Source organism: Methanolobus sp. WCC5 (genome assembly GCF_045690325.1).
Taxonomy (GTDB): domain Archaea; phylum Halobacteriota; class Methanosarcinia; order Methanosarcinales; family Methanosarcinaceae; genus Methanolobus.
Genome location: NZ_CP146981.1, coordinates 2,155,740 through 2,173,205, shown reverse-complemented (window position 1 = coordinate 2,173,205; position 17,466 = coordinate 2,155,740). Strand labels below are relative to the sequence as shown.

Genomic DNA, 17,466 nt, shown 5'->3' with positions numbered 1-17,466 from the left:
AGGGAGAAAAAGAATGAGATCCATAGTAGAAGAGGCACTGGCAAGGTCTGAGCAGGAGACACGTCTTCGCAGTCCGGCCGCAGGCCAGGAGCACAAAGACATAAATGCAGAATTAGAGGAGATGCTACGCCAGTTACATACCAACATAAAGGTCATTGGCTGTGGCGGTGGCGGTTCCAACAGTACGCAGAGAATGGTCGATGAAGGAATAAAGGGTGCAGAATTCATTGCAATGAATACCGATGCACAGCACCTCCTGAATATAAAGGCGGACCAGAAGATCCTCATAGGAAGGAAAAAGACAAGGGGCCTTGGTGCAGGCAGCCTCCCCCAGATAGGGGAAGATGCAGCACTTGAAAGTGTTGATGAGATAGCTGCTGCAGTAAGTGGAAGCGATATGGTTTTCATTACATGCGGACTTGGAGGAGGTACCGGAACCGGATCCGCCCCGATAGTTGCTGAAGCTGCAAGGGATGCAGGAGCACTTACTATTGCTGTTGTTACCCTCCCGTTCAGTGTGGAAGGACAGGTCAGAAGGACAAATGCCGAGGCCGGACTTGAAAGATTAAGAGAGGTTGCAGATACGGTCATTGTAGTTCCTAACGATAAGCTTCTTGAAGTGGTCCCAAGACTTCCGCTTCAGGCCGCATTCAAAGTATCGGATGAAGTGCTAATGAGAGCAGTGAAAGGTATCACAGAGCTTATCACAAAACCCGGACTTGTAAACCTTGACTTCGCAGATGTCAGAACCGTTATGCAGAACGGCGGAGTGGCAATGATAGGCCTGGGAGAGGCAGACGGAGAAATGAAGGCAGTCGAGTCTGTGCAGAAAGCACTTCGCAGTCCCCTTCTTGATGTAGATATATCCGGAGCAACATCCGCACTTGTCAACGTAATAGGCGGACCTGACATGACAATTGCCGAGGCTGAAAGTGTAGTACAGGAAGTATACAGCAGGATCGATCCTGAAGCAAGGCTCATATGGGGAGCTCAGGTCAATGATGAGCTCGAACATACAGTACGCACCATGATCGTAGTGACAGGTGTCAGGTCCCCGCAGATATATGGCCATGGCGGGGCCAAGAATGTGACCCGGAAATACGGAATCGATTTTGTTAAATAGAACTTCTCCTTTTGTTAACAAAATGACCTGCTGATTGGATTGCATATTGTCGCGATCCAATCGAAAGGTATTTTATTTAAGACGTTGTTTACGTGGCGCTACAGATTAGCAGACAGTAATGTTCTGACATAATCGCGACTTCAAAGAATACGCATGCAATATAAATGATCATAACCGGTTGTGAAGTACTTTGGCAGAAGATTCATTCAATCTAAGTAAAATCAATGGTAATAGCATTAACCAATCCCTGAAGACATATCTAAGGGTCCTCAAACTTACAAAGAAACCATCCAGAGAGGAGTTCCTCACCATTTCCAAGGTTGCAGGACTGGGAATCCTGGTTATTGGTTTTGTAGGATTCCTTATATACTTATTATTGGTAGAGATGCCTAAATGGGTGTGATCATGACAGCCGAATCTGTGATATTTGTCGTGAAAACAACTGCAAACCAGGAACGTTCAGTCGCAAATATGATAACACAGGTTGCAAAGAAAGACCACCTGGACATCAGGGCCATCCTTGCTCCGGATGAACTGAAAGGATATGTCCTGATAGAAGCGGTTTCCCCGGGAGATGTCGAAGAGTCAATACAGACAGTTCCCCATGCACGTGCATTGGTGAAAGGGCAATCCACCATCGAGGAGATATCACACTTCCTGACACCAAAACCTACAGTAACCGGTATTTCAGAAGGTGCAATTATAGAGATCACTTCAGGTCCGTTCAAGGGAGAGAAAGCTCGCGTAAAGAGAGTTGACGAAGGCCATGAGGAAATAACTGTGGAACTGTTCGATGCAGTCGTACCGATACCTATAACTATCCGTGGTGATACTGTAAGAGTCCTCAGGAAAGACGAGGAAGAAAAAACCTGAGAGCTTAGAGAGCTTAATATTTATTCATAATTCAATGGTGATATTCAAATGGCAAATGTTGTTGAAGCATTGGTCCCGGGAGGAAAGGCAAATCCCGGACCACCTCTTGGTCCGGCATTAGGTCCTCTTGGAATTAACATAAAAGATGTTATTGAGAAGATCAACGAAAAGACAAAAGATTATAACGGGATGCAAGTCCCTGTTAAAGTAATAGTTGCAGATGATAAGAGTTTTGAGATAGAGGTCGGAACTCCCCCAACGTCAGCACTTATTATGCAGGAAGTCGGAATCCAGAAAGGATCCGGAGAACCTAAAACCGTGATAGTAGGAGATCTTACCATCGCACAGGCAGCAAAGATAGCCCGTATGAAAAAGGATGATATTCTCTCATACGACTTGAAGGCAGCTGTCAAAGAGGTACTCGGATCCTGTGTCCCCATGGGAATCACAGCAGAAGGTATGCCTGCAAAGGAATGCCAGAAAGCTATCGATGAGGGACAGTTCGACGATGCGTTGGCACAGGAAGCATGGTAACACCATGCTTTGACCAATAAGTATAAAAGTGATACATATTATTGGTGTGCCACCAAAGACAGAGCCAGGTTTTGGACCTGTACTCTAGATACAGCCGTAGTAGACCGAAGCGGTCCTGCCTGAACATATAGTTCGCACTACGGGAGGTAAAGAATGGCAGACAAGAATATAATAGAAGCTATTGAAAAGTTATTTGTGGATTCACCTGAGAGGAAGTTCCAGGAAAGTGTGGACCTTGCAATAAACTTAAAGAATCTGGATATGAGTCAGCCTAAAAACCGTGTTGATATAGAGATATTACTTCCACACGGTCGTGGGAAAGACCTTAAGATCGCAGTCTTTGCGAAAGGTGAGGTCGGACTCCAGGCAAAAGAAGCTGGCGCAGATTATGTATTCTCAGAAGAGGACCTTGCAGAGATCGGTGCTGACAAGGCACGTGCAAGAACAATTGCAAATGAATGCGATTTCTTCATTGCTGAGGTTCAGTACATGGCACAGATCGGTAAGAACCTTGGTGCCATATTGGGACCCAGAGGCAAGATGCCTGCACCACTGGCACCTGGAAAGAATGTGGCAGACCTTATCAAGAGCGCAAGAGGGTCTATAAGGATCAGATCCAAGGACAAGCTCACTTTCCATGTAGCTGTCGGGCGCAAGGACATGGATATCCAGAAACTTGCAGATAACATTGAAGCAGTCCTTAGCAGAGTGGAGCAGTCCCTTGACAAAGGCAAACACAACATAAAAGCTATTTATGTTACAACCACCATGGGTAAATCAGTGAGGGTGCTATAATGGACGAAGAACACCACAGCAGCCACATCCCACAGTGGAAGAAGGATGAAGTTGAAGATATAAAGGAACTCATCAGGAAATACCCGATATTTGGTGTCGTCGGTATTGGAGGTATCCCTGCAAAGCAACTTCAGAAGATGAGAAGGGATCTTAAGGATAATGCTGTTTTGAAAGTCTCAAGGAACACCCTTATCAAAAGGGCACTTGCAGAGTCAGGTGATGTACAGGAGATGGAAAAGTACATCGACGTGCAGACAGCTCTCGTTTTTACCGAACAGAATCCTTTCAAACTGTACAAAACCCTGGAAAAAAGCAAGACTCCTTCCCCTATTAAAGCAGGTACGATCGCACCACGCGACATTGTAGTGCAAAAGGGACCTACATCATTCCCGCCTGGACCCATACTTGGAGAAATGCAGGCAGCAGGTATACCTGCGGCAATTGATGCTGGAAAGGTAGTGGTCAAGGAAACAAAGACCGTCGCAAAAGAAGGAGAAGCAGTTTCCCAGAAATTGGCTGCAATGCTTACAAGACTTGAGATCTACCCAATGGAAGTTGGCTTAGACCTTAGAGCCACCCTTGAGAACGGACTGGTATTCACACCGGACGTACTGGCCATTGACGAAGAGAAATACTTCTCAGATATCGTACTGGCAACGCAACAGGCATTCAACCTGTCAGTCTTTGCAGCATATCCGACTGCAGACAACATCAAGGCACTCATTGCAAAGGCTACAACAGAATCACGCAATCTCGGTGTCAATGCAGTTGTTCTTGAACCAGGCATCGTCGACTTACTGCTTGGTAAAGCCCAGTCTGAGATGCTTTCAGTTGCAGCTCTTGCTGCATCCAACAATGAAGATGCAGTTGGCGATGAACTGAAAGAAGCACTCGGTGCAGCCGCAAGTGCTGCGGCAGCCGTTGCAACAGAAACTGTAGAGGAAGTCGTCGAAGAGAAAGAAGAGGAAGAAGAAGAGAGTTCTGAAGAGGATGGCATGGCCGGCCTTGGAGCGCTTTTCGGATGATCAGGATTTAACGGACTACATAACTTATATTGATAAATAAAAGGTGATATTACATGGAATACATATATGCAGCACTTTTACTGTACAAATCAGGTAAAGACATTACAGAAGAAACAGTTACTGCCGTACTTCAGGCAGCAGGCGTAGAAGTAAACGATGCACGTGCAAAGGCACTGGTTGCAGCCCTTGACGGAGTCGACATTGAGGAAGCAATGGCAACTGCAGCAGTGGCAGCAGCACCCGCAGCAGCAGCAGCACCTGCAGCAGCAGCAGCAGAGGCACCAGCAGAAGAAGCACCTGCTGAGGAAGAAGACCACTCAGAAGAGAACGGCATGGCCGGTCTTGGAGCACTCTTCGGATAAAAAAACTTCATGTCCGCCATGGTGCGGACAACATCTTCTTTTTTTAATAGTGTTTTCTGAATAACTGACATTTCACATAGGATTTCAGGTATACATCCTTTTCAAGATCAAGGCCGTTCTCCCTGCAAATATCCGGATAATTGTTATTCCAGCTATCTGCATTTTCCTTGAACATAAAGAAAGGAAGCATCATTACAGTATCTAATCCAAATATGGGCTTTGAACAGTCAACAATAGCAAAATATCCATCGTCTTTCAATACCCTTGAAACTTCCCGGATAGCGCTTTTGCGCACATCAGATGTTGTTTCACAAAATGCCACAGAGCTTACAACAAGATCGAACACTTCGGCAGCGAATGGCAGCATATCCATGGAGCCCTTATAGAGGTTCACAGATACTTTCATCTTTTTGCCCTTATAAGCAGCATATCCCAGCTGCACACCGGAAAGGTCCAGTCCATGTATGCATACATTACCTCCCAGATTCTCTGAGATGGCAATTCCCACTGATGCCGTACCACACCCTATATCAAGGACACATATCCCCTCTTCCAGAGGAAGAACACTGGCTACCTTTTCATAATAGGATTTTCCAAAACCAAGAATCGTAGCGAAAATATCATAGTGTTTGCCTCCGAACAACCAGCCAAAATCGTTTCCTTTTTTGTGATTTACCTCAACACCCCCGACCAGAGATATCTCTGATTAGCGAACCATAAACAAGATCCATTGACCCTAAGATCTTTTCAGGAACATAATCCCAAAAAGAAGTATAGCAATGATAAAACCCCCAGTACCCATAAACGGAAGATAGCCATCCCCGTTTACAGCCAGATATGTAGAAGAAACCAGGATTCCAAACAGGAAAACATATTTTGCAATGGAATCAATGGTCCTGTACCTCCTTATCTCATCACTTTTCTTTTCCAGCCGCTCGATCCTGTAACCCCTGATGGTCTCAATGACATCATTAACACCCTCGGGCAGGTTCTTAACGATCTCAAGATACCTGTCCCCTTCCAGTTGAAGGTATTCAAACGCTTCAAATGGAGAATAACGTTTCATCAGAACTTTTGTGATCACTGGTTTTGCATTTTCCAGCAGATTGAACTTAGGATCAAGCTCAAGGCAGTTTGCCTCTATAAGTATCAGCGCTCTTTCAAGAGTTGAAAACTCACTTGGGAGTGAAAGGTTGTACTTTAAAGCCAGTGTGGCATAGTTATCACTTTGCCTTTCACCTGCAGAATAGTTCTGTTTAGAGATAATATCATCAAGATCCAGCTTAAAACGCCTGACATTGATATCTTCCCTGTTTATGCCAGTTATTTTCAGGAAAGCCTCAAAGACAACATCGCCCCTCTTCTTGTAGATACCATAGAAAAGGTTCAGCATATTGCGTCGCAGCTCATCATCAATTGTCCCTGCAGCTCCAAAGTCAATATAGGCAATGCCGTCTTCCTGGAGTATTATGTTGGAACTATGCGGATCTGCATGATAGAAACCGTCTATATACACCTGCTTGAGGTAGCTGGTACTGATAACCTTTGCATACCATTTTTTCTTTTCAGGAGATACCTGTGAGAGCTTCCGTATAGTTACTCCTTCCATATAATCCATGACAAGGACATTCTCACTTGAATATTCATCATAGATATTTGGCACATGAACTTCCTTTACATCTGCAAAGTTCTCCTGGAAACGTTTGATGTTCCTGGCCTCGTTACTAAGATCAAGTTCACGGTTGAGCAGCTCCCTGAACTCGTAAAAGAAGGCACCGATATCAAAATTGCTCCCAAGCCCGATAAGCCTTACAATAAGAGGTTTGAAATCATCCAGTATTGCAAGATCGAGGTTTATCGTATCTATCAGGTTAGGCCTTGTTATTTTCACAGCCACCTTCTTTCCATTAAGCACCGCCTCATATACCTGGGCTATAGAAGCACAGGCAATTGGTTCTGTGTTGAACTCGTCGAATATGTCCAGTATGTTGAAACCCGGATTTTCCAGACTCTCTGATATCTGCTCTGAACCTATACTACACCTGAAGCCCTCAAATGCCACTTTCATAGTGTCAAAATCAAGAGGATTAACATTATCCTGGAGATTGCCAAGCTCCTCTATATAGATTGCAGGAACTATATCCGGTCTTTTGCTCAGGATCTGACCAAGCTTTATGAAAGTAGGACCAAGCTCCTCCAGGGCCTTTCTAAGTTTTACTGCATTCTCCCTGTTCTTAACATCCAGTACACAGGGAGTCCTCCGATTGGAAACATAATACTGGTTGACCTCACTATACAGAAGACTGAAAAGATTGTATTTTGAGAATACCCTGAGAATAGTGATATACCTGCGGATTTTCCTGAACATCACACTATTATTTAACCTGTTACTAGATATAGGTTATGATATTATTTTCCTATTATTATTTTATGTTCCCTTTATCACGATGATGATTGTACGAATGTATCACATCAGACAGCTCTTTATGTGTGTGCTCGTGAATATGCAGATGAATATGCCCCTCCTTACCCTCGATAGTCTTTGTAAGGATCTGAACCGCCTCATCAAAAGACAAAGGAAGATCATCTGAGGAATAACCAAAACAGTTCAGTACTTTGAAGAGTTTAAAAACATCCGGTGCCTCCAGACTATTTGTCCTCAGCAGCTCCCAGTCAGAGAAGATCTCCCGCGGTGACCCTTCAGCAACTATCCTGCGGTTCAGTACATAGACCCTGTTGGCAAGCACCGGAAGTGCATTGACATCATGCATTGCAATTATCGTGGTTATACCATCACGCTCGTTAAGGTCATTGATCAGGTCTATGAAATCTGCACGGCTTTTTGGATCCAGGTTTGCCGTGGGTTCATCCAGCACAAGCACTTTTGGCTCCATTGAAAGTACCGATGCAAGAGCAACTCGCTTTTTCTGCCCGTAGCTAAGATTATGAGGAACTCTTTTCTCAAAACCTTCAAGACCTACTTTTAAAAGAGCCACATATACACGCCTTTCAACTTCCTCTTCATCAAGACCCATATTTACCGGACCAAAAGCAACATCATCAAATACTGTTGGCATGAAAAGCTGATCATCCGGGTCCTGGAATACAACACCTACCTGATGGATCCTGTCCTCTATCCTCATGGAGGAGATCGGCCTTCCAAAAACAGAAACATTGCCTTGCGGATTTTTGATGGTGCCGTTGAGATGAAGGAAAAAAGTGGTTTTTCCGGCTCCGTTAGGACCTATTATAACAACCTTTTCACCTTCGCTTATAGTAAGATTTACATCCTCCAGAGCAGTTGTTCCGTCCGAGTATGAATAACTTAGACCTTCGACCTTAATTGCATCTACCATAATTATACCAGCTGATAAGCATGAACAAGAATAGCAATTCCCATGATACATGTACTTAATGCATAATCTTTTGCACTCATTTTGAGATGGATCAGGGTTTTTGGCTTGCCTGTATACCCCTTGGAGACCATTGCCTGATATACACGGTTTGTACGGTCATAGCTTTTGATTATAAGCATACCAAGAATGTTGCCGAATATAGAAAGACCATGGTAATTGGCCTTCAGTGTAAAACCCTTGCATTCCATCGATTCCCACATCCTGCTGAACTCATCGGTTATTACAAAAATGTACCGGTAGGTGAACATAAGCATCTGTACAAGTGTACCGGGAACCTTTAAGGCATACAGTGCTTTCATGGTCATGTCAAATCGGGTAGTTGCAAGCATTGTAACCGCAAGTGTAACTGCAGCAAGGGCCCTGATGATTATCAGTGAAGCATATGTAAAACCCTCCAGCGAAACAGGAATTGCGGAAATGGCAACAATTTCTGTGCCCTCAACTGTCAGGGGCATGATCAATAATAGAGGGCAAAGGAAAAAGAACACCATACGTATTCGCTTCATGGCAAACCCCGGAGGTATCCCTGATATGAGCAATATGGCAACAGATAACCCAAATCCCAGTAGGGCCACATTGATGCTCTCCACAAAGACCAGAGAGAAAATAAGGAAAGTAAAGGACACTATCTTGGCGCGGGGATCGAATCTGTGGATAGGTGAGTCCATTGATGCGAATGCGTCTATCTCCGGATATTCCATAAAATACCACCTTCTAACTAAAATAGGATCCTCTTACTCATTCGGTTTTGGCTTTCCGTGAGGAGAAATACAGCGCAATACCGGCAATCCCAAGAATGTATCCAAAACCTGCCCCGATACTTGCAGCCAGTGGTAATTCCGCTTCTGCACTAACCCCGGCATCACCTGTAAGGCTGAAGACCTTTTCGTTCTTGTGACCACTTTCAGACACAACTACCCGGTATTCAGACACACCAGGTTTTGGGGTGAAATAATACATGCCATTTGAGTCTGTCCTGTCTTCAATATAAAGTTCTTCTTCACCATTTTTGATACCAAAGATCAGGATATCTGCATCTGCCATAGGGTCCCCACCACCAAACCAGGCCTTGATCTCAACCTCTGTGATCCTTTCCTGGACATATACCCTATGTGCAGAAACTGCCGGCATCAAAAGAGCCATGATTACGCTTAGCAAAACTAAAATCCTTACTATCTTTAAAGAACCCATGTTTTAAGCCTCCTTATCCAGTGACAACAACTCAGGCCTCACTTTCAGGATGAAAGTCACAACAGAACCTGTAATGATACCCTCAATGACCATTACAGGAATATGTGCCATCACCACTGCATATGCTATAGCACGGAACTCCTCCCCTGTGCTTATCAGCATCAAAGCCAGAAAAATGCCTGAGAGGAATATCCCAAGAGCACCGCCCAATGCACCTAAAAATGAAGGGTTTATACCTTTACGGTATCCCGACCTGAACACCTGATACGCAAGAAGGGCCGGGACACCCATCATCACATTATTGATACCGATAGTTGTGATACCACCATGCTGGAAAAGGAAAGACTGCAAAGTGAGACCCACCAGCATTGCAGGAAAGGCCATGATACCAAGAACAACACCAAGGAGACCATTCAGCAGGAGATGTACGCTTGTAGGACCAATGGACACATGAACAAGGGAAGCAACAAAAAAAGCACCTGTCATGATGGAGACCTTTGGGATCTCTGCAGCCATATCATGCCTGTATTTGCAACGCCAGATAATAATGCCGTTCAGAGACAGCGCTATTACCCAACCGGCAACAATGACAGTAAAAGACAACACGCCATCTGAAATATGCATAATTGAAACCTCATATTTAAGATAAGATATGAATTGTTATTAAATCTATATGATTTTGACAGAGAAAGAATAACAATATATAAAAAAGAATTGACAGGGCAAACCTGCCCCATCTTATCCGGTCTATTCTTTCCTCATTTTTGTATAGAGAGCACCAAGAATGCCTGCAAGCGCAAGTGATGCCACAAAGCCAGGAGCACTGGCAGTCTTCCCGGATGCAGCTTTTGCCTCTTGTGCTGCCTGTTTTGCTTCAGCTACAGCCGCATCAAGCTCAGCCGATGAGAGACTCTTTGCAGGGAAGGCCTCGATTATCGGAACTATGAATACGCCCCTTACAGGCTGGCCTTCTTCGGGCTCCATGGTTGCACCAACAAACCAGATACCCGGTTCATCCAGAGTGTAAAGGAATTCACCAAAATCATTGGACTTTGTAAGTCTTGTGAATACAATAGGTGCATCGTACGGGAACATCTCTTCAGCAGCCTTTACGATCTCAATACCGTCTTCCAGGGTATTATATATCTCAATTTCAACATCAGCTCCTGCAAGGGCCTCACCGTTATACAATGCCTTTCCGGCAAAGACAAATCCTTCCTCCATACCATATGGCCTCATATACGGAATGATCTCAGTTTCCTGGCCTACCTCAGCATCCCATCCGACCCACATTTCTTCACCGCAATGGATAACAGCTTTGGTGAAGTCAACCATATCCTCATCAACATCCTCATATTTTACAGAGATGACCGAATCCCCCATCTGGTCAATAGTAAAAGAGGTCTTATAGGCTACAAAGGTACCCATATTCCCATCTTCATCCATTCCGTCAACAGTTATTTCTTCAACTGTGAGTTGTTCAACCGTACCGTCTGGCCTGGTAACTGTAACCTCAGGTGTGGTAGACATATCAAAAAGAATATGTTCGTATGGATGCCCCCACATCATATAGATGTCTTTTGTATCCCCAAGCTGTGCAATGTAATCCACCGGAGCTACATCCCATATGGTATCTTCACTGTCACTTGGGAACACCATGGTAAAATGGGCACCTGCAATACCTGTGGAACAAATGATAATAGCTAACAATAAACTGAAAATTATATTTCTCATATTGAAACCTCCTGCTGGCATACTTGATTCAATGTTGACGATAATACTAAATAAATAGTTTTTGCTACTAATGTAGTGTAATAATATCATTTATAATAACACATGGCATGGGCAAGAATAATGTGCATAAGGTATTCTTGCATGAAGCTCGTGAAAGGAAGGATATTCCTTAATCCAAAGTTTCAATTAGAAAGAAATACTTAACAGGGATTGTTTCTATGAGCAAATATTCCCCACTCATTGCTGCAAAGGCTGTCTGGCAGATGCGAATAAGAAAACGTCCTTTTGTCCTCTCCCATGCCATCAACTCCAGGTGCAACATGAGGTGTTCCTTTTGTGAGTACTGGAAGAACGAAGGCGTGGAGATGGAACTTGATGACATATTCAGCCTCCTTGACCAGGCAAGGGATTTCGGGATACTGGTATACAACGCCTGGACAGTTGAACCGCTTTTAAGGAAAGACCTGCCTCAAATACTGAGGCATGCAAAACAACTGGGCATGGTGACATCGCTCATAACCAATGGCTTACTACTGGAAAAGAGAGCAGATGAGCTTGTGGACCTGGATTACCTTTCCGTATCTGTGGACGGGACTGCCAGCTACCAGGATATACGGGGAGTCAGCCTTGAAAGGATAATGCCAGGGATAATCAAAGCAAAGAACATTATCAACAACCCCCTTCTGATGAACTGCGTCATAAGCGGTAAGAACCTTGATGACATCGAAGAGCTCATCACCATGGCAAAGGACCTGGATGTTAAGATATCCTTTGAGCCCATGCACGAGTTCCAGGGAATTGCCAGTGACACGTGGAACGACATGGGAATCAGGGACATGCAGAAGTACCGCAGGACTGTGGACAGGATCATCGAAATGAAAAAGGAAGGTTACCCCATAATCAATTCCTGCACGTACCTGAAAATGGTCCGTGACCTCAGGCCAGCATTTAACTGCCATGCCAATGACATCATACTGGATGTGAACGCAGATGGAAGCATTGAGAACTGCCGGGTTCACCGAAGCCCCATAGGACACATCAGCGAAGGTATCGGGAACGTGTGGGAAAGAACAAGGAAGACCAGGAAGAACATAGCCCGTGAATGTAGCAAGTGCCTGTTCTTTGGCTATGTGGAGAACAGCCTTATGTATAATTTTAATCCGGAAGTGGCACAACACTACGAATGGATGTGAATGGGGATTCCAATTGAGGGGAAATGATTTTATTATTTAGTTGTTAATTATAATTTAGAGGTTTGCTTTATGCTATGCAAGGATTGCTGCAGAAGATCTGCAACTGTTTTACTATTCATGATCATTATCCTCTGCCTTACAGGAATTTCAAGTTCTCAGGCAGTTATCGGATTCTCCCCAGACCGTCTCAATGTTGAAGAGAATGGAAGTTTCACAATTGATATCATGATCGCATCAGATGTCAGGCTGTCCGGGGCTGAGTTGGAACTCTCATATGATCCGGCACTTGTCAATGTAGCATCCATAAAAGAAGGGGATTTTTTTAAGCAGGAAGGAAAAAGTACAATATTCTCAAAAGGTGAGATTGACAACGGGATAGGCAGTGTTACCGGTATATATTCAGTAATGATCGGAAATGAGATCCTGCCGGATCCGGGTACCTTTGCAACCATTACCCTGAACTCAAAAGACAATACAGGGATAGCAGAGCTGGAAATGAGAAATGTGATCGTAAGTAACTCCGCAGGAGATAGTCTGCCCGTGATCGTGAACAGTGCACAAATAATTATAGGGGATATAGAGATTGACGACGACAAAAAAGCTGAAAATGCCATCGAAGAAAGTCAGAGCTCAGGACAGAACAGCCTCATATACCTGCTATTGGCAATTATGTGTCTGTATTTCTTAAAGAAGAAATGAATTACATAAAGGACAGATGGGAATCAAGATCTGGAATGAAGACATGATACAGGAAAAAAGATGGTCGTTGCTGTCAAAGAACAATGTCATTGATTCTGAAAGGATTTGATCATATCAGATAAATGCTGTCCTTGATACTTCTTGTTATTATTTCCACACTATAGTTCTGGACAGGGAGCTCATAAAGAAGACGATTGTTTATGAACGTGGTCAGTTCCTCCTCATCATTGAAAAGACCGAATGCTTTGATCGAGTACTGACCGGTGGTCTGGTAGATCTTTATGAATTCCTCTATCAGAACGAGTTTCCTGATACTTTCCTTTGTCTTTTTTGGCTCCATTTCCAGATTAAATATGGCAAAGGTACGTTTACCGAATTTTTTCGGGTTCAGCAGGACAGTGTAATTTTTGATGTAGCCTTCATCCTCCAGCTTTTCAAGCCTGTACCTGACACCATTCTCACTGAGACCCACCTTTTTAGCTATCTCGGATATTGGTGTCCTGGCTCCGTTCTGAAGCATCGATAGTATGATCTCGTCCTTTTTGCTTACCATTTTCTTAAACTTGGGTTTACTGATATTAATGAGTTCTTATCACTGTGCATTGGAATTACCAGATCACATTCCACAAAATTGTTAATGGATATCGGTGGATATCCGGATTTGCCAGTAGTATTATTTAGTATGATGGTATCTAAGGTATAGTTTCAATTTCAGTAACCCAATTATAATTATATCGATCAGGTGGAAATATGAAAGGAAGAGTCTGGAAATTCGGAGATGACGTTGACACGGATGCTGTAATTCCTGGAAGGTATCTTATACTCAATACCCCGCAGGAGCTTGCAGAATATGCTTTTGAGGGTGTTAGACCTGAATTCTCAAAAGAAGTAAAGGAAGGTGACATCATTGTTGCCGGAAACAATTTCGGTTGCGGTTCTTCAAGGGAACACGCTCCTATCGCATTGAAAGGTACAAAGATCAGTTGTGTGATAGCTAAATCATTTGCACGTATATTTTTCAGGAACTCTATAAATATCGGTGTTGCTCTGCTCGAATGCCCTGATACCGATAAGATAGATGATGGAGATGAACTTGATGTGGACTTTGCCTCCGGTGTGATCAGGAATGTCACAAAAGGTGAGCAATATCAGGCAACACCACTCCCTGATTTTGTAAGGGGGATCATGGATGCCGGCGGCCTCATCGAATATACGAGACAGATAATCTGAAGTGTCCCTTGTATTATCGGGACCTTTGTAATCATTAATACATCTAGGAGTAACCATGACACAGTACAAAATACCTGTAATACCGGGAGACGGTATAGGACCTGAGATCATTGCACAAGGCTGCAAAGTGATCGATGCCGCAGGCGAAAGGTTCGGATTCGATGTTGAATGGGTCGAGTTCCCGCATGGTGCAGACCATTATCTTGCAACCGGAGAACTTATATCGGAAGATTCTCTGAAAGAGCTTTCGAATTATCCTGTAATCTATCTTGGTTCCATCGGTGACCCAAGGATCGCACCGGGAGTGCTTGAAAAGGGTGTCCTGCTTGCTGCAAGGTTCTATTTTGACCAGTATGTGAACCTGCGCCCCATCAAGTTGCTTGAAGGTGTCTGGACCCCCATAAAGGATAAAACTCCGGCAGACATCGATTTTACAGTTGTAAGGGAGAACACGGAAGATTTCTACATAGGAATCGGAGGGCGTGCCAGGAAGGGAACCAGCAAGGACCTCCTGGAGGTATCAAGAACACTGTACTCTGCAAAGTTTGGCCTTGATATAGAGACCGACAGCGAGGAAATTGGTTACCAGATAGGAATGATCTCAAAGGAAGGTACGCAGAGAGTTATAAGGTATGCATTCGACCTTGCTGAGAAGAGAAAGAAGCACGTCTCATCTGTTGACAAGGCAAATGTGCTTTCTGACATCTATGGTTTCTGGAGAGAGGAATTTGAGAGCGTTGCAGCCGAGCACCCGGATGTTAAAACCGATTTCAACTTTGTTGATGCAATCACCATGTGGTTTGTGAAGAATCCGGAATGGTTCGATGTTGTAGTAACGCCCAACATGTTCGGTGACATCATCACAGACCTTGGTGCAATGGTTCAGGGTGGTCTTGGACTTGCCCCTGGCGGAAACATCAACCCGGAAGGTACCAGCATGTTCGAGCCAATCCACGGATCCGCACCAAAATACAAGGGACAGAACAAGGTAAACCCCATCGCTACCATCTGGGCAGGTGCCATGATGATAGAGCAGCTCGGTGAAAAAGAAGCTGCAGATACCATTGTGTCTGCCATTGAGACAAACATACTTGAAGCAAATATCAGAACCTATGACATGGGTGGGTCTGCCGGCACATCCGATGTTGGAGATGATATTGCAAGGATCGTGCTTGGAAAGTAATTACAATTGCATCCTCAGGGATGCATTTTTTTATAACCTTTCAGGCACACTTTCGAATATAATAACTGATATTATTATATAAGGTGCCATCATAAAATTCTGTTTTGTTCTCATTTTGTTACATTTTGAGATCCTATGTGCTTTTTTTAATATACGCTTACTCTATAATGAACGTTTATGGGGTTTTAGTTTGTTTTCTGCAAAGAGTATATATACATGTATAAAAATGTGAATTTTATTATAATAATATATTTAATTAATTTGTTTCCAACCACCCAATCCAGATCAGAGGGATGATACATTGTCTCAGGAAAAAGAAATTACACGGCTTATAGAAAAAGCAAAGAGTTCAGTTCTGAATTTTGATGAAATAGCTGCGGAAAATGTAGCAAGGAATACCCTCAAAATGGGTTTGGATATCACAGAGATCATAGAGAAAGGATTCCTGGAAGGCATGAAAGCGATGGGGGACCTGTTTGAAGAAGGAGACGTATGCCTCCTCCATATTTTTGCAGCATCTAATGCCATGAAAGCAGGTATTGCAACATTGAATGACTACAAAAGTGATAAAAAAACCAATGAGAATATGGTCATAGAACGTATAAATGAAGGCGGAAAGGATGAAAAGATAGACATCCTTGAGACCATGTTCAAGATAAATGGTTACGATGTCGTGGAAATTCCGGATGATGTCCCAATCGTTGATTTTATCGAGAAGGACAGGGGATTCATAGATATTCCCGATTCCTGCAAAGAAGAAATAAAAGCCACAATTGCAGCTAACCCCAGAGTTAGCACTTTTCAGTTGTGTGACATGACAGGGAATATTACCTGTTAGGTGCCTTTATCCACTTATTTAATCTTTACTTTTATCCATTTCTCTTTCATTGCCAGGGTTCATGCCCGAATAAGCAACTAAATATCATCATCATTATAGTTATTAGATACCACATGATAGATATTCTTATATATGCGGATAAACACCCTATAAAATGTAAACAGATGAAGAAACGGCCTTTTTACAGAACGAACGGATAAATGGGCCTCACATAAAGGAGTGTGGATCCTGATGACAAAATCAATCAAAGAACTTGAAAATGACCTTGATACAATGAATGAGATGTTCCGCAAATATGTCAAGCTCTCATTAGATTATCAAAAACAGATCAATAATGCTGACATTCCTGAAGAACAGCGCAAGGCTCTGATGGAAAGGCTTGAAACTGAAAATGAGAAAGTGAGAAAAGCAAAGGAACAAATTGAAAAATTTGAACGGACAATTGAGACACTCAAAAGATCCAATGATAAATTAAAGCAGGTTGTTTCATGTAAGAAAGAACCTGAATACCTTGTGGCTTATATCTGAAAGCCGCAATCTGTTTTCACAGATTACGTACTCACTGACCGACTATCCGGGTCCCCAGATAAACGCCTTTTATCTCACCAGATCTGTCTTTTTCCTCAGAGATAGCCCGAAGCACATTTTGGGGGTCACTCCCTTCCATAACGATAGTTTCAATGTTACAGCGTTCTATGATCTTTGCAGCAAGAGGATCAACGGGTGATTTTGAACCGGCTTTCATTTCGGTCGTCATTACCGTATTAACGAGTTGTTTTGCAGACATTGTTTCGTATTTGACCGCTTTGGGATCCTTGCGGGGATCCGCTGAATATACCCCATCAACGGCCGTAGCTATTACAAGCATGTCCGCCCTGAGATACTCTGTAAGAATAGCAGCAACTGCATCAGTTGTCTGTCCGGGAATGACTCCTCCCATGACGATTATCTTTCCGGAAGAAAGAACTTCCTGTGCTTGCTTGTAATCCTTCGGAGGCTCTGGATAGGCAGCATCCCCTAGCGCGGAAATAAGAAGTCTTGCATTCAGGCGGGTTATGTCTATTCCTATATAGTCACATTCCACCTCATTTGCGCCTGCACTGCGGGCAACGCTAATATAATCCCTTGCAGCAACGCCACCACCGGTCACTACTACAAGATCATGTTCTTTAGCAAGCTCTTTAAGTGCACCAGCATATACCAGAAAACTATCCGGTTTAAGTTCTTTTGCCAGTATCGATCCACCGACTGATAATACGATTAACATAAT

At 43.5% G+C, this 17,466-nt stretch carries 22 protein-coding genes; 13 read left to right on the top strand and 9 right to left on the bottom strand.

Going from position 1 to position 17,466, the window contains the following annotated elements; translation table 11 throughout:
• Positions 1 to 13: 13 nt before the first annotated feature.
• The 7 genes from ftsZ to rpl12p all read left to right on the top strand — a co-directional run bounded on the left by ftsZ (position 14) and on the right by rpl12p (position 4,712).
• Entirely contained in the window at positions 14 to 1,123 is a 1,110-nt protein-coding gene (ftsZ, locus tag V7O64_RS10565; RefSeq protein ID WP_407355363.1) for a cell division protein FtsZ, read from the top strand.
• Positions 1,124 to 1,343: 220 nt separating this feature from the next.
• Positions 1,344 to 1,526: a protein translocase SEC61 complex subunit gamma gene (locus tag V7O64_RS10560; protein WP_407357325.1), complete on the top strand. Its 183-nt coding sequence runs from the start codon at positions 1,344 to 1,346 to the stop codon at positions 1,524 to 1,526.
• Positions 1,527 to 1,528: 2 nt separating this feature from the next.
• Positions 1,529 to 1,996 carry a transcription elongation factor Spt5 gene (locus V7O64_RS10555; protein ID WP_407357324.1) on the top strand — a complete coding sequence of 156 codons (468 nt, stop codon included), beginning with the start codon at positions 1,529 to 1,531 and terminating at the stop codon, positions 1,994 to 1,996.
• Between the two features lie 48 nt (positions 1,997 to 2,044).
• Positions 2,045 to 2,530 (top strand): 50S ribosomal protein L11, encoded by a 486-nt coding sequence (locus tag V7O64_RS10550; RefSeq protein ID WP_407355362.1) that lies wholly within the window; start codon positions 2,045 to 2,047, stop codon positions 2,528 to 2,530.
• 153 nt (positions 2,531 to 2,683) lie between these two features.
• Entirely contained in the window at positions 2,684 to 3,325 is a 642-nt protein-coding gene (locus tag V7O64_RS10545; protein ID WP_407355361.1) for a 50S ribosomal protein L1, read from the top strand.
• The gene (locus tag V7O64_RS10540; RefSeq protein ID WP_407357323.1) at positions 3,322 to 4,350 is read left to right on the top strand and encodes a 50S ribosomal protein L10; all 1,029 of its coding nucleotides are present in this window, start codon (positions 3,322 to 3,324) and stop codon (positions 4,348 to 4,350) included. The genes V7O64_RS10545 and V7O64_RS10540 overlap by 4 nt, the downstream gene beginning before the upstream one ends.
• Positions 4,351 to 4,403: 53 nt before the next feature.
• Positions 4,404 to 4,712: a 50S ribosomal protein P1 gene (gene rpl12p, locus V7O64_RS10535; protein ID WP_407355360.1), complete on the top strand. Its 309-nt coding sequence runs from the start codon at positions 4,404 to 4,406 to the stop codon at positions 4,710 to 4,712.
• A gap of 43 nt (positions 4,713 to 4,755) precedes the next feature.
• Here the strand turns inward: rpl12p and V7O64_RS10530 are convergent, their stop codons facing one another.
• The 7 genes from V7O64_RS10530 to V7O64_RS10500 form a co-directional block, all read right to left on the bottom strand.
• Positions 4,756 to 5,355: a class I SAM-dependent methyltransferase gene (locus V7O64_RS10530; RefSeq protein ID WP_407355359.1), complete on the bottom strand. Its 600-nt coding sequence runs from the start codon at positions 5,353 to 5,355 to the stop codon at positions 4,756 to 4,758.
• A gap of 93 nt (positions 5,356 to 5,448) precedes the next feature.
• On the bottom strand, positions 5,449 to 7,080 hold the full coding sequence (locus V7O64_RS10525; protein ID WP_407355358.1) for an ABC1 kinase family protein: 1,632 nt from the start codon (positions 7,078 to 7,080) through the stop codon (positions 5,449 to 5,451).
• 55 nt (positions 7,081 to 7,135) lie between these two features.
• Positions 7,136 to 8,068, bottom strand: coding sequence for an energy-coupling factor ABC transporter ATP-binding protein (locus V7O64_RS10520; RefSeq protein ID WP_407355357.1), 933 nt, complete (start codon positions 8,066 to 8,068; stop codon positions 7,136 to 7,138).
• A gap of 2 nt (positions 8,069 to 8,070) precedes the next feature.
• On the bottom strand, positions 8,071 to 8,829 hold the full coding sequence (cbiQ, locus tag V7O64_RS10515; protein ID WP_407355356.1) for a cobalt ECF transporter T component CbiQ: 759 nt from the start codon (positions 8,827 to 8,829) through the stop codon (positions 8,071 to 8,073).
• Between the two features lie 37 nt (positions 8,830 to 8,866).
• Positions 8,867 to 9,286 carry a hypothetical protein gene (locus tag V7O64_RS10510; RefSeq protein WP_407355355.1) on the bottom strand — a complete coding sequence of 140 codons (420 nt, stop codon included), beginning with the start codon at positions 9,284 to 9,286 and terminating at the stop codon, positions 8,867 to 8,869.
• Between the two features lie 36 nt (positions 9,287 to 9,322).
• A complete protein-coding gene (gene cbiM, locus V7O64_RS10505; protein WP_407355354.1) occupies positions 9,323 to 9,943 on the bottom strand; it encodes a cobalt transporter CbiM in 621 nt (206 codons plus the stop codon).
• A 123-nt stretch (positions 9,944 to 10,066) separates the two neighbouring features.
• Positions 10,067 to 11,053: a DUF4198 domain-containing protein gene (locus V7O64_RS10500; protein ID WP_407355353.1), complete on the bottom strand. Its 987-nt coding sequence runs from the start codon at positions 11,051 to 11,053 to the stop codon at positions 10,067 to 10,069.
• A gap of 218 nt (positions 11,054 to 11,271) precedes the next feature.
• Between V7O64_RS10500 and V7O64_RS10495 the strand changes: the two genes are divergently transcribed.
• Both V7O64_RS10495 and V7O64_RS10490 read left to right on the top strand, forming a co-directional pair.
• Positions 11,272 to 12,246, top strand: a complete 975-nt coding sequence (locus tag V7O64_RS10495) for a radical SAM protein (protein WP_407355352.1) — start codon at positions 11,272 to 11,274, stop codon at positions 12,244 to 12,246.
• Positions 12,247 to 12,315: 69 nt separating this feature from the next.
• Entirely contained in the window at positions 12,316 to 12,945 is a 630-nt protein-coding gene (locus V7O64_RS10490; protein WP_407355351.1) for a cohesin domain-containing protein, read from the top strand.
• 109 nt (positions 12,946 to 13,054) lie between these two features.
• Here the strand turns inward: V7O64_RS10490 and V7O64_RS10485 are convergent, their stop codons facing one another.
• Complete coding sequence (locus V7O64_RS10485; protein ID WP_407355350.1) at positions 13,055 to 13,498, bottom strand: Lrp/AsnC family transcriptional regulator; 444 nt, start codon at positions 13,496 to 13,498, stop codon at positions 13,055 to 13,057.
• Positions 13,499 to 13,695: 197 nt separating this feature from the next.
• On the opposite strand from V7O64_RS10485, the gene V7O64_RS10480 reads away from it, so the two are divergent.
• From V7O64_RS10480 to V7O64_RS10465, 4 genes are all read left to right on the top strand, one after another.
• A complete protein-coding gene (locus tag V7O64_RS10480) occupies positions 13,696 to 14,175 on the top strand; it encodes a 3-isopropylmalate dehydratase small subunit (protein WP_407355349.1) in 480 nt (159 codons plus the stop codon).
• 55 nt (positions 14,176 to 14,230) lie between these two features.
• Complete coding sequence (locus V7O64_RS10475; RefSeq protein WP_407355348.1) at positions 14,231 to 15,358, top strand: isocitrate/isopropylmalate dehydrogenase family protein; 1,128 nt, start codon at positions 14,231 to 14,233, stop codon at positions 15,356 to 15,358.
• Positions 15,359 to 15,659: 301 nt separating this feature from the next.
• On the top strand, positions 15,660 to 16,196 hold the full coding sequence (locus V7O64_RS10470) for a B12-binding domain-containing protein (RefSeq protein ID WP_407355347.1): 537 nt from the start codon (positions 15,660 to 15,662) through the stop codon (positions 16,194 to 16,196).
• A 231-nt stretch (positions 16,197 to 16,427) separates the two neighbouring features.
• Complete coding sequence (locus V7O64_RS10465; protein ID WP_407355346.1) at positions 16,428 to 16,724, top strand: hypothetical protein; 297 nt, start codon at positions 16,428 to 16,430, stop codon at positions 16,722 to 16,724.
• Positions 16,725 to 16,755: 31 nt separating this feature from the next.
• Here V7O64_RS10465 and pyrH read toward each other — a convergent pair whose 3' ends face one another.
• Positions 16,756 to 17,463, bottom strand: coding sequence for a UMP kinase (pyrH, locus tag V7O64_RS10460; protein ID WP_407355345.1), 708 nt, complete (start codon positions 17,461 to 17,463; stop codon positions 16,756 to 16,758).
• Positions 17,464 to 17,466 lie beyond the last annotated feature (3 nt).